This is a genomic window from Neorhizobium vignae (assembly GCF_000732195.1).
GTDB classification, from domain to species: domain Bacteria; phylum Pseudomonadota; class Alphaproteobacteria; order Rhizobiales; family Rhizobiaceae; genus Neorhizobium; species Neorhizobium vignae.
Genome location: NZ_JNNU01000008.1, coordinates 88,986 through 110,500 on the forward strand (window position 1 = coordinate 88,986; position 21,515 = coordinate 110,500).

Annotated in this window: 20 protein-coding genes; 7 read left to right on the top strand and 13 right to left on the bottom strand. The window is 62.6% G+C overall.

The window, feature by feature from the left end:
- Nucleotides 1-3: 3 nt before the first annotated feature.
- The 5 genes from GQ59_RS15275 to GQ59_RS15295 all read right to left on the bottom strand — a co-directional run bounded on the left by GQ59_RS15275 (nt 4) and on the right by GQ59_RS15295 (nt 5,525).
- The gene (locus tag GQ59_RS15275; protein WP_037082653.1) at nt 4-984 is read right to left on the bottom strand and encodes a Bug family tripartite tricarboxylate transporter substrate binding protein; all 981 of its coding nucleotides are present in this window, start codon (nt 982-984) and stop codon (nt 4-6) included.
- A gap of 84 nt (nt 985-1,068) precedes the next feature.
- Nucleotides 1,069-1,917, bottom strand: a complete 849-nt coding sequence (locus GQ59_RS15280) for a fumarylacetoacetate hydrolase family protein (protein WP_037082655.1) — start codon at nt 1,915-1,917, stop codon at nt 1,069-1,071.
- A 51-nt stretch (nt 1,918-1,968) separates the two neighbouring features.
- Nucleotides 1,969-3,546 carry a bifunctional 3-(3-hydroxy-phenyl)propionate/3-hydroxycinnamic acid hydroxylase gene (locus tag GQ59_RS15285; protein ID WP_037082657.1) on the bottom strand — a complete coding sequence of 526 codons (1,578 nt, stop codon included), beginning with the start codon at nt 3,544-3,546 and terminating at the stop codon, nt 1,969-1,971.
- Nucleotides 3,547-3,577: 31 nt separating this feature from the next.
- Nucleotides 3,578-4,471, bottom strand: a complete 894-nt coding sequence (locus tag GQ59_RS15290) for a VOC family protein (protein WP_037082659.1) — start codon at nt 4,469-4,471, stop codon at nt 3,578-3,580.
- A gap of 4 nt (nt 4,472-4,475) precedes the next feature.
- Nucleotides 4,476-5,525, bottom strand: coding sequence for an amidohydrolase family protein (locus tag GQ59_RS15295; protein ID WP_244447974.1), 1,050 nt, complete (start codon nt 5,523-5,525; stop codon nt 4,476-4,478).
- Between the two features lie 125 nt (nt 5,526-5,650).
- Between GQ59_RS15295 and GQ59_RS15300 the strand changes: the two genes are divergently transcribed.
- The 7 genes from GQ59_RS15300 (at nt 5,651) to GQ59_RS15330 (ending at nt 13,309) form a co-directional block, all read left to right on the top strand.
- Nucleotides 5,651-6,355 (top strand): GntR family transcriptional regulator, encoded by a 705-nt coding sequence (locus GQ59_RS15300; protein WP_037082661.1) that lies wholly within the window; start codon nt 5,651-5,653, stop codon nt 6,353-6,355.
- A gap of 87 nt (nt 6,356-6,442) precedes the next feature.
- Nucleotides 6,443-7,354: a LysR family transcriptional regulator gene (locus GQ59_RS15305; RefSeq protein ID WP_037082663.1), complete on the top strand. Its 912-nt coding sequence runs from the start codon at nt 6,443-6,445 to the stop codon at nt 7,352-7,354.
- A 120-nt stretch (nt 7,355-7,474) separates the two neighbouring features.
- The gene (locus GQ59_RS15310) at nt 7,475-8,710 is read left to right on the top strand and encodes an ABC transporter substrate-binding protein (RefSeq protein WP_037082666.1); all 1,236 of its coding nucleotides are present in this window, start codon (nt 7,475-7,477) and stop codon (nt 8,708-8,710) included.
- A gap of 66 nt (nt 8,711-8,776) precedes the next feature.
- Nucleotides 8,777-9,664, top strand: a complete 888-nt coding sequence (locus GQ59_RS15315; RefSeq protein ID WP_084683179.1) for a carbohydrate ABC transporter permease — start codon at nt 8,777-8,779, stop codon at nt 9,662-9,664.
- Nucleotides 9,661-10,554, top strand: coding sequence for a carbohydrate ABC transporter permease (locus tag GQ59_RS15320; protein WP_037082668.1), 894 nt, complete (start codon nt 9,661-9,663; stop codon nt 10,552-10,554). The genes GQ59_RS15315 and GQ59_RS15320 overlap by 4 nt, the downstream gene beginning before the upstream one ends.
- A 2-nt stretch (nt 10,555-10,556) precedes the next feature.
- Nucleotides 10,557-11,624: an ABC transporter ATP-binding protein gene (locus GQ59_RS15325; protein WP_152564340.1), complete on the top strand. Its 1,068-nt coding sequence runs from the start codon at nt 10,557-10,559 to the stop codon at nt 11,622-11,624.
- Nucleotides 11,624-13,309, top strand: coding sequence for a glycoside hydrolase family 3 protein (locus GQ59_RS15330; RefSeq protein WP_037082670.1), 1,686 nt, complete (start codon nt 11,624-11,626; stop codon nt 13,307-13,309). Before GQ59_RS15325 ends, GQ59_RS15330 begins: the two co-directional genes overlap by 1 nt.
- A gap of 99 nt (nt 13,310-13,408) precedes the next feature.
- Here the strand turns inward: GQ59_RS15330 and GQ59_RS15335 are convergent, their stop codons facing one another.
- The 8 genes from GQ59_RS15335 to GQ59_RS15370 all read right to left on the bottom strand — a co-directional run bounded on the left by GQ59_RS15335 (nt 13,409) and on the right by GQ59_RS15370 (nt 21,428).
- The gene (locus tag GQ59_RS15335; protein WP_084683180.1) at nt 13,409-14,350 is read right to left on the bottom strand and encodes an alpha/beta hydrolase; all 942 of its coding nucleotides are present in this window, start codon (nt 14,348-14,350) and stop codon (nt 13,409-13,411) included.
- A 53-nt stretch (nt 14,351-14,403) separates the two neighbouring features.
- A complete protein-coding gene (locus GQ59_RS15340; RefSeq protein ID WP_051903972.1) occupies nt 14,404-15,834 on the bottom strand; it encodes an aldehyde dehydrogenase in 1,431 nt (476 codons plus the stop codon).
- 18 nt (nt 15,835-15,852) lie between these two features.
- Nucleotides 15,853-16,287 (bottom strand): GlcG/HbpS family heme-binding protein, encoded by a 435-nt coding sequence (locus GQ59_RS15345; RefSeq protein WP_037082673.1) that lies wholly within the window; start codon nt 16,285-16,287, stop codon nt 15,853-15,855.
- Nucleotides 16,288-16,324: 37 nt separating this feature from the next.
- Complete coding sequence (locus GQ59_RS15350; protein WP_051903973.1) at nt 16,325-17,092, bottom strand: ABC transporter permease; 768 nt, start codon at nt 17,090-17,092, stop codon at nt 16,325-16,327.
- Complete coding sequence (locus GQ59_RS15355) at nt 17,089-17,865, bottom strand: ABC transporter permease (RefSeq protein WP_037082675.1); 777 nt, start codon at nt 17,863-17,865, stop codon at nt 17,089-17,091. Before GQ59_RS15355 ends, GQ59_RS15350 begins: the two co-directional genes overlap by 4 nt.
- Entirely contained in the window at nt 17,862-18,659 is a 798-nt protein-coding gene (locus GQ59_RS15360) for an ABC transporter ATP-binding protein (RefSeq protein ID WP_051903974.1), read from the bottom strand. Before GQ59_RS15360 ends, GQ59_RS15355 begins: the two co-directional genes overlap by 4 nt.
- 28 nt (nt 18,660-18,687) lie before the next feature.
- Nucleotides 18,688-20,433: a thiamine pyrophosphate-binding protein gene (locus tag GQ59_RS15365; RefSeq protein WP_037083108.1), complete on the bottom strand. Its 1,746-nt coding sequence runs from the start codon at nt 20,431-20,433 to the stop codon at nt 18,688-18,690.
- A gap of 68 nt (nt 20,434-20,501) precedes the next feature.
- Entirely contained in the window at nt 20,502-21,428 is a 927-nt protein-coding gene (locus tag GQ59_RS15370; RefSeq protein ID WP_037082678.1) for an ABC transporter substrate-binding protein, read from the bottom strand.
- Between the last annotated feature and the right edge of the window lie 87 nt (nt 21,429-21,515).

The following is a 21,515-nucleotide window of genomic DNA, read 5'->3' on the forward strand; positions in this document are numbered from 1 at the left end:
GCCTCAGTTCGGCTCGATGCCGAGTTCCTTGAGGACCTTGCCGGTATAGGCATATTGCGCGGCAAGGAAGTTCTTGGCGCCGGCCGGTGTGGTGTTCTCGCCCTTCTCCATCTCGAAGCCGAGGGTCGGGGCGCGCTCCAGCACGTCAGGCTCGGCGATCGCCTTGGCGACGGCCTTGCTCATCGTTTCGATGATTGCGGCCGGCGTGCCTGCAGGTGCCATGATCATGAACCAGCCCTGCAGCTCGACGCTCTTCAGCGTTTCGGAAATCGCTGGCACATCGGGAAGCGATGCGATGCGCTGGTTGCCGGCCACGGCGATTGGGCGCAGCGACCCGTCTTTGATGAACGGTTCGACGACGGACGCCGACTGGATCGTCACCGGCGTGCGGCCGCTGATGCTGTCCTGCACGGCGTTGGAGATCGTATTATAGGGCACCAGCACCATTTTCGTGCCGGCCTCCTTGTTGATCGTCTGGGCGATCAGGCCGGAAATGTTGCGCGGTCCGTCGACTGCGAGGCTCAGCGAGCCGGGCGCCTGCTTCTCGAGCGCGATCAGTTCGGCAAGGTTGTTTGCCTTGACCTTGGGATTGACCAGCAGCACGTGATGGCTCTTTGCCACCATGGCGACCGGCACGAAATCCTTGATCGGATCGTAGGAGAGCGCCTTGATCGTGTAGGGGTTGGTCACCAGCGCGGCCGAGGTGGCGAACACGAACGTGTAGCCGTCATTGGTGGCGTGGGCCACGGACTGCATGCCGACCACGTTGGCGGCGCCCGCCTTGTTCTCGACGATGAACTGCTGGCCGAGCGCGCGCGACAGCTTGTCTGTGATGATGCGGCACAGCACATCCGGACTGTTGCCGGCCGCCTGGGGCACGACCACGGTCACCGGCCGCTGCGGCCAGTCGGCGGCCTGAGCGGAACCGAAAGCGAGCAGCGAGCCCATGCCTGCCATAAAAATGCGTCTTGAAAATTTCGACATGTCTACCTCCCGTTGAAGTCAAATAGTCCGTTGGTCCGCAAGGGGCCTGCAACCTCTCCCGGCCGGCCCCCGCGACAAGTTCTGTCAGTGCGCTTCGTCCGTGATCGGGTTGCGCAGGATGCCGAGGCGATCGATCTCGATTTCGACCACGTCGCCCGGCTTCATCCAGAGCGGCGGAGTGCGCTTTGCGCCGACGCCGCCCGGCGTGCCGCTGACGATGACGTCACCGGCTTCCAGGCGTGTGAAGTTCGAGCAATATTCGATCTGGCGGGCGATATCGAAGATCATCTGGGCAAAGGTGGCATCCTGCACCACTTCGCCATTGAGTCGGGTCTGCAGGCGCAGGTCGGCCAGGGACCCAAGTTCGTCCGGCGTCATCATCCACGGACCGAACGCGCCGGTATCCGGGAAATTCTTGCCCGGGGTGAACTGGTGCGTGTGGTACTGGAAGTCACGAACACTGCCGTCGTTGTAGCAGGCGTAACCCGCAACGTGGCTCATGGCCTCGGCGCGCGAAATATAACGGCCCGGCTTGCCGATGATGACAGCGAGCTCGCCCTCGAAATCGAGATGGGTGGAGACCTTCGGGCGGATGATCGGCGCAAGATGGCCGGTCTGGCTGTTGGCGTAACGCGAGAAGATGGTCGGGTTTTCGACTTCTCTTCGGCCGGTTTCCTTACGGTGCATCTCGTAATTCAGGCCGACGCAGAGGATCTTGTCGGGATTGGGCACGACTGGCAGCCATTCCAGTTCGGAGTTCGGCGTGGCGGCGGCGGAAGCGGCAGCTTCGGCAACGCCTGCGAAATTCGCGGTGATCGCTGCCTTGAGGTCGGCATACCGGCCGGCGAGTGCCGCGCCTGCGTCACGGAAGGTTTCGCCCTCGATGACGCCCCAGGTGGTGCGGCCGGCGATCTTGACGGTGGAAAGTCTCATTGTCTTACTCCTGCAAGGGTATCTTTATCGAAAGCGCATCATCTGAAGCCGTCAGGCGAGGCGGGCGCTGAGCTCGGTTATCTGCTGGCGAAGCGCTTCGACATTCTGTGCTGCGCCGAAAACGTAGTGGTCCGGACGGACGATCGCGGCGATCGCGCCATGGCGATCGAACCAGGCGGAAAGCACGCCGTCCTTTTCGCGCAGTGCGGTCGGGTCGGCTTTGTCGTCGCCCTGAGGGGCAACGGCTCTGACGACGATCCCGTCGATCGCTTCGGCCAGAGCTTCGCCCTCACCTGTCCTGATCCGGCGGCCATCGAGGACCAGCCGCCATTCCGGTCCGGTGAACGTATCCAGCAGGCGCGAGGACGCGCCTTCGACGATCGCCGGCTGCGGGAAGAGCAGACCTCGTGCCGGGGTGCCCTCAGGCGCGATCAGCCCCTCCTCGATCGGCGGCACGATTTCCTGGCGGGTAATGGTCGGCGGCTTGCCGCCGCCATCGGCTATGATCTTGGCATCGCGCGCGGCGGCGGCGGCCGGATCGCGTTCGCAGATGGTCTGGCCGATGGCCTTGATCTTGCCGGTCAACGCGCGCACATGCCGCTTGCGCTCCACAGTATAAGTGTCGAGCAGCTCTGCGGAGGACTTGCCCTTGAGGATGCGGTCGAGCCTCCAGACGAGATTGGAAACGTCGCGCAGGCCCTGGCACATGCCCTGTCCGATGAAGGGCGGCTGCTGATGGGCGGCGTCGCCGGCGATCAGCACGCGGCCGCGGCGCCAGTCGTCTGCCACCAGGGCATGGAATCGATAGGCGGCGGCGCGCCACAGATCGCCTTCTTGCCGTGTCAGCCAGGGCGACAGAAGCTGCCAGACATTCTCCGGCTTTTCCATTTCGCGCGGGTCTTCGCCCGGCAGGAGCATGATTTCCCAGCGGCGGTGGTTCTTCGGCCCCATGATATAGCTGGTCGGCCGCGCCGGGTTGCAGAACTGCGCGGAGGTCTGCGGCAGCTTGGCCAGCGCGTCTTCGTGAACCTGCACGTCGACCACCAGCCACGGCTCGTCGAAAACCAGGTCCTCGAACTTCATGCCCGACTGTTCGCGCACCTGGCTCCAGGCGCCGTCGCAGCCGACCACGTATTTAGCGGCGACCTTGCGGGTCTTTCCGGAGGCATCCTTCAGCGTCACGACGACCTCGTCCGCCTGCGGATCGAGGCTGGTCATTTCCGTGCCAAGCTCGACCGTCACGCAATCGAAGCTTTCGGCATGCTTCCGCATCACCGCCTCGACGGGCGGCTGGGTGAATACCATGCTTGGCGTGTAGCCCAGCGGATAGGGTTCCGGCACCATGTCGATGCGGCGGATGAGCTGTCCCTGCGCCCCGAAGTGCTGGGACGCGGTGAACGGTGCGATATAGGGCAGGACCTCGTCAGCAATGCCCATGTTGTCGAAGTGCCGCAGGATCTCGTGATCGATCGCGATGGCGCGCGGCTTGTCGTAAATGCCCGGCTGCTTGTCGACGACCAGCGTGGAATGGCCGCGTGCGCCGAGCATGCCGGCGGCAACAGCGCCGGCCGGGCCAAAGCCCACCACCAGCACGTCATAACGGTTCGAAATATCGGTCTCGTTCGTCACGGGAAAGCCTCTGCAAACTGGAACGGCGGTGTCAGCCGCCGGAAAATCCGATGGAAATCTGTGCCTTCTTGCAGGCGTCGCTTTTCGGAGGCGCGATGCCCCAATGGTCGGTGCGGCCGGGCGGCCATACCCATTCTGCCGGCCCGCGGACGCGGTAGCCGTCATCGACCTGCAGCACTTCGGCGGTGTATTCGATCACCACGCCCTGCGGGTCGATAAAATAGGCGAAGACATTGTCTCCCGGTCCGTGGCGCCCCACGCCCCAGCCGATCGGATGTCCCTTGTCGACAACCAGGCCGGAACCGCGCATGACGGATTCCAGGTCCGGCATCAGGAACGCGATATGGTTCAGGCCGTTTGCGGGTGCCTCGGCCAGCACCACCGCATGGTGGTCGTTATTGCAGCACAGGAAAGCCATGAGCTTCGAGCGGTCCGTCAGGCGGAAACCGAGGACATCCTGATAGAAGTTCGAAAGTGCCTCGATCTGGGCGCTGTTGATGTTGACATGGGCAAGCCGGTTCGGCCGGTTGGCGACGATCGTGCCCTGCTTTTGCTGGTCGCCATGGACGAATTCCAGCACAGAGCCCTGCGGCTCGCGGATGACGAAACGCTCGCCGCCGGAAGGTGCGTCGGCCGGTCCCGGTTCGCGCATCACGGTGCAGCCTGCGGCCGCCGTTTTGGCAAACAGCGATGCCAGGTCTTCGGCAGAGCGGACGCGGAAGGTGATCTTGCGCAGTTCTGCACGGTCGCTCTGCTTCAGTTCCAGAACATGGAAATCGTCGCCGGTCGCCGCCAGGAAAACCTTGTCACCGACTTCGTCCACCAAATCCAGCCCCCAGACGCGGGTATAGAAGTCGACGGAGCCGGCAATATCGGGCGTGCCGATTTCGACGCTGCGCAGGGCGGAGACGGGAAAGTCTGTCATCTGGTCAAACCTCATCCAGCGCGAGGAAGGCTCGCGCATTCGCAAATGTCAGGCGCTCGCGAAGGCCCGTATCGGTGAAGGCTTCCTCGACACGGCCGACGGGTTCCTTCTCGCGGAAATTGAACGGATAGTCGGTGCCGAGCAGCACGCGATCCTCGCCGAAGATCGAGACGATGCGCTGCAGCGTATCCTTGTCGAAAACGAGCGTATCCACGTAGAGGAGCCGTGCCTGCGCCGAAGGCACTTCCGGCATGATCTCCCTGATCGCCGGGAACGCCGAATAACCCTTTTCCAGGCGCGGCAGCAGCGAGGCGAACGTGCCGCCGCCATGGCTGAAGGCGATCCGCAGTTTCGGGAATTTCAGCAGCAGTCCGCCGGTGATGACGGATGCGGCGGCAAGGCCGACATCGGTCGGATAACCGAGAACCTGCTGCAGCGGCGCCGGCCCGACGAGACGGTCCATGCCGGCCGGCCGCACCGCGTGAACGAAGACGGCCGCGCCGAGTTTCTCGGCCTCCGCGAAAAACGGATGGAAGCGCGGGTCGCCGATTGCGACACCGTTGATGTTGCTGCCGATCTCGACGCCCCGGAAACCCAGTTCGCCGACGATGCGATGCAGTTCGGCAATCGCAAGGTCGATGTCCTGCATCGGCAGGCCGCCGAGCCCTACGAAGCGCCCCTTGCCTTCCACGACAAGCGCGGCAATCACGTCGTTGACATGGCGCACCAGATCGTTGGCCGGTTTCGCGTCGATCCAGTAGCCGAAAAGTTCCGGCATGGGGGACAGCGCCTGGATCGCGATGCCGCTGCGGTCCATTTCTTCCAGTCGCCGTTCGGCAACCCAGCAGGCGTCGCTGACGGTGCGATAGGGCTTTTCGTCGATCACGACCGTCGCGTGGCAATCGCTCACGGGGGTCATGGAGGGCCAGCCGCGGATCGAGGCACCGCCGGGAACAAGCGGATACTGAGCCGGAACGACATGGCAGTGGACATCGATGCCGCCGCAACCGCAGCCGCTCTTGAAACGCCCTGCTGTCTTCACGCTTTCGTTCACGCCCATCCTCCTCTGTTGGCTTTTCGAATAATCTACAAACTTCTATGCGTAAAGCCAGAATTTATAAATTTTGCGATTTGAACATGGTCGTGTATATAAAACTTGATTTGAACCGTGGGAGCCAAATGAACGTCGATGCGCCGAACAAGGGGCTGGAAAGCCCTGCTACGCTTGCCACAAGCATCTACGAGCGGCTGAAGGCGGATATCCTGTCGGCTCAGCTCGAGCCCGGCCGCAAGCTCCAGCTGCGTTTTCTGATGGAGCATTACGAAGCGGGGCAGACGCCGTTGCGCGAGGCGCTCAACCGGCTCACCACGGAAGACCTGGTGATCGGCAAGGAGCAGCGCGGCTTCTTCGTCAAGCCGATCAGTCTGGAAGAACTGGGAGAGCTGACGAAAACCCGATCCTGGGTGGAGGGGCTTGCCCTGCGCGAGTCGATCGCGAATGCCAACCCTACATGGGAGGAAGCCCTTCTTGTCGCGCATCACCGGCTGGACCGGGCGCCCCGCTCGCTCAATCCGGACCGTTTCGAGAGCAATCCGGAATGGGAGCGGCTGCACCGCGCCTTTCATGCGCTTCTGATCGGCGGCTGTGGATCTCGTCCGTTGATCGGCTTCTGCGAACAGCTGGCGGATCGCCTCAACCGCTATCGCGCGCTGTCCAGCCGCAAGGCATTCCGGGTCCGCAAGGTCAGCCAGGAACATGCCGACATCGCCAAGGCAGTTCTCGAGCACGATACGGAAGTGGCCGTGCGGCTGCTGCAGCGGCACTACGAGCAGACGGCCGAATTCATCAGGGCCGACCTGCAGGCCGATGGAACCAGCTTCTAAGGCTGCGCGAGAAGTGCAGCGCGTAAAGCGCGGAGATGCTAATGTGGCACATTCATTGGCCAGTCCCAGAGAAGTCGGTTCGATAGGATGGAATTAGATCCGCGACTGCTGCGCTATATCCTCGCCGTCGACCGCGCGGGTTCCTTCCAGAAGGCGGCCGACGCCCTGAATATTTCCCAGCCGGCACTTTCCGTCAGCATCGGCCGGCTGGAAGACGTGACCCGGATGCATCTCGTCGATCGCGGGCGGCATGGCGCGATCCTGACGGATGCCGGCAAGATCGTGGCGCGGCATGCAGAGAGCATCGAGTCGGTCTTGAAGCTGGCCGTACAGGAACTCGAGATCCGCCGTCAGGGCGCCGAGGGGCCTCTGCATATCGGCGGAACGCCGCTTGCTACGGGAAGCTTCGTGCCCCTCGTCGTGGCGCAACTGCTCAACGAGAACACCAATCCGGCCATCGAGGTGACCGAAGGCACGGACGAGCAGTTGCTGGAACGCCTGATGACCCATCAGCTGGATCTGATGATATCGAATGTCGGGCACCGGCCCTCGCCCAAGGGGATCGAGGAGATCCCCCTTTTCACGGCCCGCTCCGTCATTTTCGTCAGGGCGGATCATCCACTGGGCGAGCGGGAACAGGTCTCGTTGAAGGAGCTGGAACACCTGACCTGGATCATTCCGCCGCGCGGCGGCGCCTTTCGTCGGCAGATCGAGGCACTGTTCATGACCAACGGCATCGCTTTTCCGGTGAATGTCGTCGAGGCCAGCCCCTTCAGCGTTTTGAAGGCCATTATCGAGCGTTCCGACGGGGTCAGCATCCTGTCCGACGAATTCCTGCGGGATGAAATCCGCAGAGGCCTGCTCAAGGCCATTCCCCTCAAGGAGCACGTCGCTTCGCGTCAATTCGCATTGCAGAAACTGGCCGACCGGAAGCTGAACAGTCTTGGACAGCGCTTCGTTGAAATCGCTGTGGAACTGGCGGCGAAAGAGCTTTCCTGACGGGAGCGCCAGAGCTCTTTCCATAATCACAGATTATCGCAATCCACGAATCCATTATTGGACGAATGTAAGTTTGCGCTTAAAGGATCACGGCGGGAAAATCACGAGGAGGAGCACACGTTGATTTCCAGATTGCTTCTTGCAGCCACCACCGCCACTGCACTCTGCTTCGCAGCATCTGCGAATGCGCAAGAGATCAAGGGCGAAGTCATTCATCAATGGACCTCCGCGGCGGAATCCGCCGGCGTCAAGGTTCTCGCCCAGAAGTTCACCGAACTCGGTGGGACATGGGTCGACAACGCCATTTCCGGCGGTCCGAACGCCCGCTCGACGGCCGTCAACCGCGTCGTCGGCGGCAATCCGCCGGCCGCCATGCTGTTCAACACCGGCGCGCAGTTCGTCGAACTTCAGGACAACGGCCTGCTCCGTGACCTGACCGAGACGGCCAAGGCCGACAACTGGCAGAACAAGATGCCGGCAGCGCTGCTGAATTCCGGCGTGGTCGATGGCGAATATTGGGCATTGCCGATTTCCGGCAACGGCGCCAACTGGTTCTGGTTTAACAAGTCGATCCTCGACAAGATCGGCGTTGCCAAGCCGAAGACCTGGGACGACGTCTTCGTGGCGCTCGACAAGGCCAAGGCCGCCGGTATCGCACCGTTTGCGCCGTCCGGCGAGCCGCGCTGGCAGCGCCTGATGTTCAATGCCGTCGTACTGGGTGTTGCAGGCCGCGACACCTATGACGCCGTCATCTACAAGCGTGATGCTTCCGCCGTTCGTGGCGAGAAGTTCAAGGCTGCCGTCAAGGTCTTCGAAAAGCTCCGGGATTTTGCCGATGCCGGCACGCCGGGCCGTTCCTGGCCGGATTCGACCAATCTCGTGATCTCGGGCAAGGCCCTGATGACGCAGGGCGGCACCTGGCTGAACGGCGCCTTCGCAGCCGCCGGCAAGACGGCCGGTACGGACTACGAATGCGCCCTCATCAACCCTGACCAGGGCATGGTGATCTCGGGCGACGTGTTCCTCTTCCCGGAACCGAAGAATGCGGCCATGACCAAGGCGCAGGACCTGCTCCTCAAGGCTTTTGCCGACGTTCCGACCCAGACGGCGTTCGCGGTCGCCAATGGTACGATCCCGATCCTCAAGGGCGCGGATACGTCCAAGCTCAACCCCTGCATCGCGGAAGCATCCCGCTTCTTCAACGATCCCAAGCTGTCCACCGGAAGTGACCAGATGATGTTCACGCCGGCCATCGTCGGTGCCGTCGAGGATGCCATCACTCGCTTCGCGACCAAGGGCGGCCTGACTGCAGAGCAGTTCATCGAGGCCTATGCAAAGGGGCTCTCCGCGAGTTGATCCCAACGATCGGGGGAGCGCGTTTCGCCGCCTCCCCCGAATGACCAGATATTCGGAGTTTCATTCGTGTTCGTGAGGTCGCCTTCAAGCAGTCGCCTTCAGGCGGCCCTGACGCTTGTCCCCGTCGCATTCGTCGTCCTGTCCGTTTATGTCGGCGGCGTGTTGTGGGCGGTGGGCATATCCTTTACCCGCTCATCCATGCTGCCGAACTACAGGTTCGCCGGTTTCACCCAGTATATAAACCTGTTTTCAAATGCCCGCTGGCAGGTCTCGCTCGGCAACATGGCGCTGTTTGCGGTGATCTTCATTCCGGTCACGCTGCTGATCGGCTATTCGATGGCCGCCATGATCAACCGCGGCGTGCGCGGTGAAAATGCATTGCGGACGATCTATCTCTATCCGTTCGCCATGTCGTTCATCGTCACCGGCCTCGTCTGGCGCTGGCTGCTCGATCCGAATTTCGGCATTGCCGACGTGGCGCGCAAGCTCAGTTTCGAGAACGCCTCCTTCGACTGGATCGTCAACGCGGACATGGCGATCTTCACGATCATCATCGCGGCGATCTGGCATTCGTCCGGTCTCGTGATGGTCGTTCTGCTTGCCGGTCTCAGGGGCGTTGACGAGGACCTGTGGAAGGCTATCCGTATCGAAGGCATTCCTGCCTGGAAGGCCCACCTCTACATCATCATGCCGAGCATCGGCGCCAGCATCGCAACTGCGATGGTTCTCATGTCACTCACGGTCGTGCGCATGTTCGACGTGGTCGTCGCCATGACCGGCGGTGGTCCGGGGATCGCGACGGATGTTCCGGCCAAGTTCATCATCGACCATATGTTCGAGCGCCAGCAGGTCGGTCTCGCATCCGCTGCGGCCACGACGCTGCTGCTTCTCGTGCTGGTGATCGCCGTACCGCTCCTCTACCTGAAGAACCGTCGCAAGGGAGCTGCACAATGACCACCGCAAACGCTCCGGCTCCCGTCCGCCGCAATGCCCTTGCCGCCCCGCTTTCGCGCGTTCTGGTCTACGTGCTGCTGATCGCCGCCGCGATCGTCGCGCTGGTTCCGCTCTACGTGATGATCGTCACGGCGTTCAAGTCGATGGAAGAGATCCGTACGGGCACGCTCTTGTCGCTGCCCCACGCATTCAGCTTCGAGCACTGGTGGAAGGCCTGGAACTCGGCCTGCACGGGGCTGCGCTGCGAAGGCCTGAAGGTCGGTTTCGTCAATTCCTTCCTGATCACCATTCCAAGCGTAGTACTGGCGATCGCCGCCGGTGCCATCACGGGTTATGCGCTGAGCTTCTGGCGCGTGCGTTTCGCCAACGTGCTGTTCACGGTCATGCTGATCGGCGGGTTCTTCCCCTATCAGGTGCTGATCTATCCGCTGGTGCGGATCACCTCGACGATCGGGATCTTCAATTCGCTGGTCGGCGTCATCGCGATCCATGTCGTGTTCGCCCTGCCGGTCGTAACGCTGCTGTTCCGCAACTATTTCGCGTCGATCCCGATCGATCTGTTCAAGGCCGCCCGCGTCGATGGCGCAGGTTACTGGCGCTTCTTCTTCTCGATCCTGCTGCCGATGTCGGTTCCGATGATTGCGGTCGCCGGCATCCTGCAGGTCACCTTCATCTGGAACGACTACATCGTCGGTCTCGTCTTCGGCGGCATCAACTATGCGCCGATGACCGTCCAGCTGAACAACATCGTACACTCCACCTATGGAGAGCGGGAATACAACGTGGAAATGGCGGCGACGCTGCTCACCTCGGTCATCCCCCTCCTCGTCTACTTCACGTCGGGCCGCTGGTTTGTCCGCGGCGTAGCATCCGGCGCCGTGAAAGGGTAATCATGACAGGCGTACAGCTTCGAGACCTCGGAATCCGCTACGGAAACGTCGAGGTTCTGAAAGGCATTGACCTCGACATTCCGGCATCGGAATTCATCGTATTGCTCGGACCTTCCGGCTGCGGCAAGTCCACGCTTCTGAACGCGATCGCTGGTCTTCAGGATGTTGCCGAAGGGCAGATCCTGATCGGCGGGCACGACATGACCAGTGTCGAGCCGAAGAACCGCGGGATCGCGATGGTCTTTCAGTCCTATGCGCTCTATCCGCGCATGAGCGTTCGCGGCAACCTGAGCTTCGGCCTCAAGGTAGCCAAGGTTGCCAAGGCGGAGATCGAAAGGCGTGTCGCGAATGTCGCGAAGATGCTGCAGATCGAACCGCTGCTCGACCGCAAGCCGTCCGAGCTTTCCGGCGGCCAGCGCCAGCGCGTCGCAATCGGCCGTGCCGTCGTGCGCGATGCTGGCGTCTTCCTCTTCGACGAACCGCTTTCCAACCTCGATGCCCAGCTGCGCTCCGACCTGCGCGTCGAGATCAAGCGCCTGCACCAGCGCCTGAAGTCGACGATGATCTACGTCACCCACGACCAGATCGAGGCGATGACGCTCGCGGACCGCATCGTGGTCATGAAGGACCGGATCATCCAGCAGCAGGGCACGCCGGACGAGATCTACAACAAGCCGGCCAACACGTTCGTAGCCCGTTTCGTCGGCTCGCCCGCCATGAATTTCCTGGAGGGCGTGGTGAAAGGTGACAAAGCGATCGTCGATGGTGAGGCGGTCCGCATCGCGTCGGCACTGTCTGCACCGCTGGTCGACGGCCGCAAGGTGATCGTCGGCATCCGCCCTGAAGACCTCACTGTTCAGACCGACCAAGCGGCTTCCGGCTTCGCGGCGGAAGTGGACGTCGTCGAGCCGATGGGACCGGAAAAGCTCGTCTGGTGCAAGCGCGGCACGATCGGCCTTTCGGCCAAGACGCCGTCCTCCTCCAAGGTGAAGTCGGGCGACAGCATCCGGCTCGGGCTGTCGGAAGATCGGCTCCACATATTCGATGCAGAAACCGGGAGACGTCTCTGATGACCGAAAACATTCTGAAAAAGCTTGCGGGTCATCCTTTCCATCTGGATGACGAGGCTCTCGGCTGGGTAAAATCCACCTTCGAAGGCCTCTCTCTGGATCAAAAGCTCGGCCAGATCGTCCTGCCGCTCTGCCGCGACCTTTCCGTCGAAAGCCTTTTGGTTCCGCTTCAGCGCCATGTCGGCGGCGTCCATCGTATGCCTTCGCGCTCCGAGCGGGAACTGCGTGCCAGCGCGGAATTCCTGCAGGCGCAGACCGCTATTCCACTGCTGATGACCTGCGATATCGAGTTTTCGGAAAAGAGCAGCGTCGCCGCCGGAACGTCCTATCCGAACCAGATGACGATCGCCGCGACCGGTGACCCGGAACATGCGCGCCGCATGGGCGCGGTTGCCGGAAGCGAAGGCGGTTACCTCGGCTTCAACATCTCCTGGACGCCGGTTGCGGATCTCGCCGTCAATTTCCGCTCGAACGTCGTCAATACCCGCTCGTTCGGTTCCGACGTCGCGACGGTCATGGCGATGACCACCGCCTATCAGGACGGTGCGCGTTCCGCCGGCTTTGCCAGCTCGATCAAGCACTGGCCGGGCGACGGGCTCGACGACCGCGACCAGCATTTCGCGACGACCCACAACACGATGCCGATGGCGGAATGGCGCGAGACGTTCGGCAGGATCTATGCCGACTCCATTGCCAAGGGCGTGCAGATCATCATGGCCGGCCATATCACCCTGCCCGCCTATACCGCTGAACTGGGATCATCGGCGCGCAGCCCGGCACATATGCCGGCAACACTGAACTTCGACCTCAGCACGACGCTGCTGCGGGACGAACTCGGCTTCAACGGTCTGGTCGTGTCCGACGCGACGGGCATGGTCGGCTTCAATGCACGCGGCGACCGCCGCGAACTCGTGCCGCTCTGCATCGCTGCCGGTTGCGATATCCTCCTCTTCCCTGAGGATCTCGACGAGGATCTCGGCTATCTGAAGGAAGGTCTCGAAAACGGTGCTTTGACCCGAGAGCGGCTCGACGAGGCCGTCCTACGGGTGCTGGCGCTCAAGGCCTCGATGAAGCTCCACAAGACCGGCGGCCATCCGCCGGCCGAGGCCGATCGTTTCCGGTTCCTGGGCGGTGCGGACCGCGCCGCGTGGTCCAGTGCGGCGGCCGAAGCCGGCATTACGCTGGTCAAGGACACGCAGTCCCTGCTGCCGCTCGATCCGGCCCGGCACAAGCGCATTCTGCTGGCGCAACTCGACAACCGGATGAGTCCCTCCGGCCCCCTGCTACAGCTTCGGGTGGCCGATCTGCTGCGCGAGCGCGGCTTCGAGGTGACGCTTCTTGAGAAGGGTAAGGCGGTCGATCCGTCGGCTCACGACGTCGGCATGTACCTGATGGCCGAGGAAGGCGTCTCGGCCAAGGAAAACCTCGGGCCGCGCTGGGAGGACCTGCATGGTCTCTTCCCGCACTCGATGGAACGGCTCTGGGCCTATCTGCCGACGGTCTATGTCTCGCTCGGCACGCCCTTCCTGCTCTACCACATGCCGGAATGCAAAACCTTCGTGAACGGTTATGCCGCCGTGCCGCCGGTGCAGCAGGCGCTGGTCAAGGCGCTGATCGGGGAAATCCCGTTTGCGGGCAAAAGCCCGGTCGACGTCAGTTGCGGGCTGGCAGAAGCACTGATCTAGGTTCAAGACAGCGTCGTGAGTGCAGGATTATCGAGCCAGCTTTGTCGTACCAATGCGGGCGAGCCCAAGCTACCTAAACTGATATTTTGCGCGAGGCGGCTATTTCGCCGCATTCTCGCGAATGAATTCCAGGATGCCCGGACCGAGGCTTTCATCCGCCGTGCCAAAATGCTCGATGATCGAAATGTGGTTGTGCCCGAGCGCTGTCACATAGTTCGGCAACCTGCCATCGCGGGCAAACAGCGCATCGACGAGCCGCTTGTTCTGCCGCTGGATGGACGGCATGTCGTTTTCCGCGACGCCGAGAAAGAGCGGCAGCTTCCGGTCGCCGACGTGACGAATGATCGACATGGCCGGATATTTCGAGGCGTCTTCGCCATAATAGACCTTGTCCGGAGGGGCGAGGTCTTCGGAATCTGCCGTCGGGATGGAGATCAGGATCAGTCCGCGCACGCCGTCGGCTGGCTTGCCGGCAGATGTGATGAAGCCATAGGTCGCCGCATGGGTGGCTCCGGCGGAATTGCCGGAGACGAAGATCGCGCCGACCTCGCCCGGATGCGCCTGCGGATGCTCCCTGAGCCAAGTCACGGCCTTGCCGATATCCTCGCCGCCGGACGGAAAGCTCGCCTGCGGTGCAAAGCCGTAGTTGATGACCGCGGTGACAATGCCGTGCTGGGCGAAATACGTGCCGAAATGCGCCACACCGCTTTTGTCGCCGCGCACGAAACCGCCGCCATGTGCAAAGACGAGCACCGGCACCTTGGCTCCGGCGGTGAGGTTGGAGGGAACGTAGAGGTCGAGCTTCTGCCGCTCGCCGGTGCCATAGGCAATATCCCGGGTAACGGTGACGCCGTCCTTCGAGGCGGCGTCATGCAGCGGTTTGTAGAGATCGGTCACGCCTTTGACCACGTCCGGCCCCAGTCGGTCGCCGAAGGCGCGCACGCCTGCTGCGATCGCCGGCGGATTGGCCGACATTTGCGCATAGGCTGGCGGGGCGAACCCCACCAGACCGAAAATCATGCCCCAATGAAGCAATCGCATGTTATCTCCTCCCTTGTTCTCTCCAGACCAGCAGCCGGAACGACGCCCGCCGATCAGATCGGGTAATGCCCCGGCAGGGTTTCGATGGTGATCCAGCGCAGTTCCGTGAACTCCGCGATGCCGGCTTGGCCGCCGAAGCGGCCGTAACCCGAACCCTTGACGCCGCCGAACGGCATCTGTGCCTCGTCATGCACGGTCGGACCGTTGACGTGGCAAATCCCGGACTTGATGCGGCGGGCGACACGCAGACCGCGCGCAGCATCACCGGTGAACACCGAAGCGGAAAGGCCGTATTCACTGTCGTTGGCGAGCGCGACGGCGTGATCCTCGTCACGGGCGCGCAGAACGGCAACGACCGGACCAAAACTCTCTTCGGCGTAAAGGCGCATGTCCTTGGTAACGCCGTCGACCACGGTCGCCGGCATGAGAACGCCCTCGGCGCTGCCGCCGGTCGCGAGCCTGGCGCCCTTGGAGACGGCATCATTCACCAACGCCTGGACCTTTTCGACGGTCTCCAGGCCAATCACCGCGCCGAGAGGGGATTTGCCTTCCGCCGGATTGCCCGCGACGAGCGTCGCGGCCTTGACCCGGAACTTCTCGACAAAAACGTCGGCAATCGCATCAACCAGGATGATCCGTTCCGTCGACATGCAGATCTGGCCCTGGTTGAAGAAAGCTCCGAATGCCGCCGCCGACACCGCTTCGTCGAGATTGGCGTCGTCCAGCACCAGGAAAGGCGCCTTGCCGCCAAGTTCCAGCAGAACCGGCTTCAGATGTTCGGCCGCCCGGCGCGCGATCACTTTGCCGACGCCGGTCGAACCGGTGAAGTTGATCCGCCGCACTTCGGGGTGATCAATCAGGGCGTTCACCAGCTCCGCCGCGTCCTCCGGCGCGTTGGTGACGACGTTGACGACGCCTTCCGGAAAGCCGGCGGACTGGAAACATTCGACGATCAGGCTATGGGTGGCCGGGCATTTCTCCGAAGCCTTGAGCACCACCGTGTTGCCACAGGCAAGCGCCGTGGCGATAGCGCGGACACCGAGAATGATCGGCGCATTCCAGGGCGCAATGCCGAGGCAGACGCCGACCGCCTCGCGCACCGACATCGCATGGCAGCCCGGCTTGTCGGACGGGATGACCTCCCCCTTGATCTGAGTGGTCAGCGACGCCGCCTCGCCGATCATCCCGGCTGCCAGCATGACGTTGAAACCGGCCCAACTGGCGGTGGTTCCGGTTTCCGCCTGCATGACAGTGATGAACTCGTCCTTCTTCGAGGAAAGGGCCTGCGCCGCTTTCATCAGCAATTGGCGTCTCGCGCCCGGCCCGGTTTCCGACCAGGCGGGGAAAGCCGCCGCAGCCTTGTCGGCTGCTGCTATGGCTTCTGCAGCCTTGGAGGCCCGGGCCGTGCTGGCAATTTCACCGGTCACGGGGTTCAGCCGGACAAACTCGCCGGCAGCGGATAGAGTGGATACGTTCTGCTGCATGACAGCCTCCCTTTGGGGTTACGCGACGAGTTTCGGCGCGGCACGGAAACCGGCCTTTTCGATGCCTGCGATGGCGCAAAGCTCATCATTGTCGCCAATGTCTCCGGAAATGCCGACGGCGCCGATGACACTGCCTTCTCCATCGACGATCAGGACGCCGCCAGGAGACGGCACCATGCGCCCGGCGCTGACAGACGCAAGGACGGTGATGAAGGTCGGGTTCTTCGCCGCGCGTTCCGTCAGCTCACGGGTGCCGAAGCCCATGCCGAGCGAACCCCAGGCCTTGCCATAAGCGATATCGAACCGGACGATACCGGCGCCGTCCTCACGTTTGTAGGCGACCAGATGGCCGCCGGCATCGAGCACGGCAACGACAAGCGGCGCAAGCGACCGGGCGCGACCTTCGGCCAGCGCAGTGTCAATGATAATTGAGGCGTCGGAAAGCTTGAACATATCGGGATCCAATGTGGTTTTGAGGATTTTAAGGGCTTCAGCGGCTGGTGGCCTGCCAGCGCAGGAGACGTCTTTCGGCAATCGACAGGAGACGGCTGCCGACAAGGCCGATAGCACCGAGAATGACGATGCCGGCAAAGAGATCCGGCGAGCGGAAACTCCGGCTGGCCGCCAGAATGCTCTGGCCAAGCCCTTCGCGGCTGGCGAGCATTTCACCGACCACGGCCAGAATGAGCGAGATGGTCAAGCCAAGCCGCAGGCTGGCGAGTATCATCGGCATGGCGCTCGGCAGCGCTAGTTTCCAGATCACTTCGAGGCGGCTGAGGCCGAGCACCTGGCTGACTTCGTAGAGGCGCGGTTCCATGGCGGCAAAACCGTGAATGGTGGCAAGCAACATCGGCCACAGCGCGCCGAAAGCAATCACGACCAGCACCATGTGATCCGAGAAGCCGAGAAAGGCGATGGCGACCGGGATCATCGCCGAAGCCGGCAGCGGCCGCAGCAGTTCGAGCATCGGGGCGATGAAGGCCCGCGCCCGCTTCGATATGCCGACCAGTGCGCCGAGCAGGATGCCGACGAAGGAGGCCAGCAGCCAGCCGAGCAGCATGCGCTGTATCGTCTGCAACGTCTGTTGCAGAAGCGCGCCGCCGGAAAGGCCTTTCACCAGCGCGGCATAGGTTCGCTCCGGGCCGGGAAAAAAGATCGGCGACACCAGTTTTGCATCGGTGACCAGTTTCCAGACAAGAATGAAAAGCACCAGCCCGCCGATGCCAAGCAGCAGCTTGCGCAGGGAGAGATGCCTCATCGCCCCTCTCCCTTGACGAAGGCCGGAAAGAAGTTCCTTTGCGCGGCATTGAGAGCCGCGCTGACGAGCCAGCCTATGGCGCCTATCCAGATCAGGTAGGCAAACATTTCCGCCGGCCGCAGCGCCTGCTGCGCCATCATGATGCCGTAACCGAGACCGAGCGGATTGGCGGTAATCTCCACCGTGACCGCGACGACGAGCCCATAGCCGGCGGCCAGCTTCAGCGACATGAAAAGTTGCGGGAGGATAGCTGGCAGAACGATCTTCGTCAGCCGGGCTATGAAGCTGAGCTGCAGCATGTTCGACACTTCCATCAGCCGCGGCTCCACTTCCTTGACCGCGGCACGCGCCAGCACAACGGCCGGCCATAACAGGCCGAGCGCGATGATGACGATTTCCATTTCCACGCCGAAACCGAGCAGCATCATCACCACCGGGATCAGTGCCACGACCGGGATCGGCCGCAAGAGCTCGATGGTGAGATCGAGCGCATCGTCGGCGATCCGCGAAAGACCGAGCACGATGCCGAGAAATGACCCGCCTCCAACACCCAGAACGCACCCGACCGCAGCGGCTTTCAGCGTGTCTGCCGTTGCCCGCAGCAACGATCCATCAGCGATGACCGAGACGAAGGCGCGGGCGATATCGAACGGGCTCGCGAGGCTATCGCTTTCCAGGTGGCTCACCGTTGCCGCGACCTGCGCCACGACGACGAGGGCAACCGGTAACAAAGCCGCGCGCCAGCCTGACTTCAACAGAGCTGCCGCGCTCATTGGTGATCGTCCTTGATCAGATCGTAGAGCTCGCGGCGCAGGCGCAGGAATTCAGGATCCTCGCGGGTCAGCAACTGATCGCGGGGACGCGAAAGCGACACGTCGACGATCCGCCCGACGCGTCCCGGATTGGGCTGCAGGCAGACGATCCGGTCGCCGAGATAGATGGCTTCCTCCAGATCATGGGTGACGAACACCATGGTTGCGCCGGTTGACGCCACCAGGCCGAGAACCTCGTCCTGCAATACCTGCCGTGTCATGGCGTCGAGCGCGCCGAAAGGCTCGTCCATCAACAGCACTTTCGGCTCCTGCGCCAGGCAACGGGCGATCTGCAGGCGCTGCTGCATACCGCCGGACATTTCCGCCGGATATTTGTCGGCGTGGCGGCCGAGGCCGATCTTTTCCAGAAGGTCGCGAATGATTGCCGGCCGTTCTGCAGACGGGAAGCCGCGCGCCTCGAGCGCCAACGACACATTGCCGGCGGCAGTGCGCCAGGGAAGCAGCGCCTTGCCATAGTCCTGGAAGACGATCGCAACAGAACGGTTCGGCCCGGCAATCATCGAGCCATCGAGTTCGACGCTGCCGGATGTCGGTTTGGCGAGCCCCGCCAGCATGCGCAACAATGTCGTCTTGCCGCAGCCGGATGGACCGATGATGCAGACGGTCTCGCCGGCCGCAACGTCGAGGCTGATGCCGCCGATGATCTGCAGATTGCCGTAGGACAGTGTCACGTCGCGAATTCTGATCCGCGTCTCGTCGGATGCGGGCGCTGAATTTCTTGTACCCGTCTGCATGCGTGTGGAAAGCTGGGTTAGGGCCACGTCAGGCTCCCTTCACAAGAGTGGCATGCGGGCCGCCACCCGCGCCCTTCTGAAATCCGTACGCATTCATCTTGGCGAAATACGGCATGCTTGGATGCGCCTCGAAGCGGACATGGCAATCGATCACCGCCGGCAGGCCGGAGGCAACAGCACGTTCCAGCGCCGGCCCGATCTCTTCGACCGTCGTGACACGCTCTCCGTGGCATCCGAACCCGCGCGCCACGTCGGCATAATCCACGCCATCGAGATCCGTGCCGAACGAGAAGTCGTAGGTCTTCCGCTGGCCCATCTTGATGACACCCCAGGAGGCGTTGTTGTGGATGATGTTGATGATCGGCAGACCATACCGCCGGGCCGTGTCGAGTTCCGACAGCGTGAAACCGAAGGCGCCGTCGCCGCAGATGTTGAACACCGGCTTGTCCGGATGAAGAAGCTTCAGCGCCACGGCATAAGGCGTGCCGAAACCGAGCTGGCACATGCCAGGTTCGTGGAAACGGGTGCGCTCGATGATCGCCGGCGTCAGGTCGTTGCTCCAAAAAGAGGTGTGGCCACCATCATACGCGACCAGCGCATCGGCCGGCAGGAGTTTGCCCAGCGCCATGCCCAGGCGGGCGGGATGCATGATCGCGCCGGTATCCTCGTTCATGCGCTCAAGCTTGCCGCGATAGGCCGCATAGACATCGCGCAGCCGCCCGAGCCATTTGCCCCAGTCGGGCATGCTGCGCCCCTTCAACGCGGCCACAAGATCGGCAAGCGCGCTGGCCGCATCGGCCCAGATACCGAGTGCATGCGGTGCGTTGGCCCCAAGGCTCATCGGATCGATGTTGATGTTGATCAGGTCTGCACCGCCCTTGCCCAGCGCGCCGCCATCATCCCAGAGCCAGGATGAAAAGCGGCAGCCGAGGGCGAGTATGACGTCTGCCTCTGCCAGTGCCACCGGAATGGCATCACCGCCTATAATGCCGCCATGGCCGATGAAGAAGGGCGAATCCGACGGCACGGTGCCGATGCCCATCTGGGTGGCAAGCGCCGGCGCCTCGAGCAGCGCAAGGAGTTCGCGAAAGAGATCGCCGCCATTCGCCGAAACGACGCCACCGCCTGCAACCAGCACAGGGCGCTTGGCCTGTGCCAGCATATCGGCGGCGCGGGCGATCTGGGCGGCGGATGCCCTCGGCCCCTCCACCGCACGATAGGCAGATGGCGGAAGCGACAGCGCCTCCTCATCGAAATCGAATTTCGCGGTGAATATTTCCTGCGGCACGTCGAGATGAACCGGACCCCGCCGCCCGGTCATCGCCTGGCGAAAGGCATCGCGGACCAGATCGGGCAGACGACGCCCGTCATGCACGACGGCGCTCCATTTGGTGATCGGCTTCAACAGCGCATGGGTGTCGAGATCCATGAACATGCCGCGATTGGGATAGGCCGCGGCTTGGTGATTGTTGGAGGTGACGAGAAGCAGCGGCAGATTGTTGTTGAAGGCGGTGCCAAGACCGCCGACCAGATTGGAAGATCCAGGCCCCATTTCACCCAGCGCCACGCAGATCCGTCCGCTTGCCGCCGCGACACCGGCGCCCATCAGCGGGCCGCTGGCCTCATGGCGTACGCCCAGATAACGGATCGAGGGCTCGCGGGAAATCGCATGCAGCAGCGGGTTCAGCTTGCCGCCGGCAATGCCGAAGACGAAGGGAACTGCTTCCGGAACGAGCAAACGGGTCATCGCTTCGGCGCCGGTCATCTGGACCATCATATCACCTGTCACTTGGGAAAAGTGGCCAGGGCGCCGCCGCCCCGGCCTTTAAGCACGCCGGGCGATCAGGGTGCGATCAGGCCAGCGGTGTCGATCTTGCCGGTCAGCATGCCGCCTTCTCGCATGGCCTTGTCGAAATAGTCGAGGGCGGCCTTGGTCGGCACGGTCTTGCATTCCGGCAGCTCGATCTTGTTCAGAACCTCGATCGGCAACTTCGTGTATTTCGACACGATCTCGCGGGTCTTGCCCTGATTGGCAGCCACGAATTCCGCCGCCTGGCCAAATGCCGCCCGGAAGGACTTGATCGTTGCAGCATTTCCCTTGGCCCAGTCGCGGGTGGCGACGAAGGTCGTGTAGGGCAGGCCTTCGGGGATGTCGGTCATGTAGTTGAACGCCACCTTGCCGTTCGACTGGCTGACGGCACGGCCGAGCGAGGGTTCCCCGGCGATGATCGCATCGATCGTGCCGCCCTTCAGCACGTCGGCCGTGTTCGGGATCGGCACTTCGATGAAGGTGATACCCTTTTCTGCAACATTCTTCTGCTTCAGCCACTGGCGAAACAGGATGTCGAGGGTACCGCCGATGCTCGGCGTGCCGACCTTCTTGCCGATCAGGTCTTCCGGCTTGTTGATATCGACGCCGGACCGTACCGCAAGGCCGGCATTTTTGGCGGTGCGCGGCGCGGTGACGCCGCAATTGGCGACGACCACAAGATCGATGCCGCTATCGACCGCCTGTAACAGGACCGTTGGCGAAACGGCAACGATCTGGTGAGAACCGGCAACCAGCGCCGCGACCAGCGTCTGATTGGAGCCGGTCGGCAGGAAGTCCACGGTCAGTCCGTTTTTCTCGAAAAGCCCCTCGTCCTTGGCGACGAACGCTGCTTCGACCTCCGCGATCGGAGGGGTGCCGATGGCGATCTTGGTTTGGGCCCATGACGGGGCCGCGCTGGCCGCAAAAACGCCAGCAAACAGAATTGCGCGCTTGAACATGATTTTCTCCTCCACTGAAGGGCTCCTCAACCCACGGTGACTATCCCAAGCCGGCCGCCTTTCATCAATAGACAGAACGGTAGTTCA

Coding starts and splice junctions, on each gene's coding strand:
- GQ59_RS15275 (WP_037082653.1), bottom strand. CDS start 984: ATGTCGAAATTTTCAAGACGCATTTTTATGGCAGGCATGGGCTCGCTG.
- GQ59_RS15280 (WP_037082655.1), bottom strand. CDS start 1,917: ATGAGACTTTCCACCGTCAAGATCGCCGGCCGCACCACCTGGGGCGTC.
- GQ59_RS15290 (WP_037082659.1), bottom strand. CDS start 4,471: ATGACAGACTTTCCCGTCTCCGCCCTGCGCAGCGTCGAAATCGGCACG.
- GQ59_RS15300 (WP_037082661.1), top strand. CDS start 5,651: ATGAACGTCGATGCGCCGAACAAGGGGCTGGAAAGCCCTGCTACGCTT.
- GQ59_RS15305 (WP_037082663.1), top strand. CDS start 6,443: ATGGAATTAGATCCGCGACTGCTGCGCTATATCCTCGCCGTCGACCGC.
- GQ59_RS15320 (WP_037082668.1), top strand. CDS start 9,661: ATGACCACCGCAAACGCTCCGGCTCCCGTCCGCCGCAATGCCCTTGCC.
- GQ59_RS15325 (WP_152564340.1), top strand. CDS start 10,557: ATGACAGGCGTACAGCTTCGAGACCTCGGAATCCGCTACGGAAACGTC.
- GQ59_RS15330 (WP_037082670.1), top strand. CDS start 11,624: ATGACCGAAAACATTCTGAAAAAGCTTGCGGGTCATCCTTTCCATCTG.
- GQ59_RS15335 (WP_084683180.1), bottom strand. CDS start 14,350: ATGCGATTGCTTCATTGGGGCATGATTTTCGGTCTGGTGGGGTTCGCC.
- GQ59_RS15340 (WP_051903972.1), bottom strand. CDS start 15,834: ATGCAGCAGAACGTATCCACTCTATCCGCTGCCGGCGAGTTTGTCCGG.
- GQ59_RS15345 (WP_037082673.1), bottom strand. CDS start 16,287: ATGTTCAAGCTTTCCGACGCCTCAATTATCATTGACACTGCGCTGGCC.
- GQ59_RS15350 (WP_051903973.1), bottom strand. CDS start 17,092: ATGAGGCATCTCTCCCTGCGCAAGCTGCTGCTTGGCATCGGCGGGCTG.
- GQ59_RS15355 (WP_037082675.1), bottom strand. CDS start 17,865: ATGAGCGCGGCAGCTCTGTTGAAGTCAGGCTGGCGCGCGGCTTTGTTA.
- GQ59_RS15360 (WP_051903974.1), bottom strand. CDS start 18,659: ATGCAGACGGGTACAAGAAATTCAGCGCCCGCATCCGACGAGACGCGG.
- GQ59_RS15365 (WP_037083108.1), bottom strand. CDS start 20,433: ATGGTCCAGATGACCGGCGCCGAAGCGATGACCCGTTTGCTCGTTCCG.
- GQ59_RS15370 (WP_037082678.1), bottom strand. CDS start 21,428: ATGTTCAAGCGCGCAATTCTGTTTGCTGGCGTTTTTGCGGCCAGCGCG.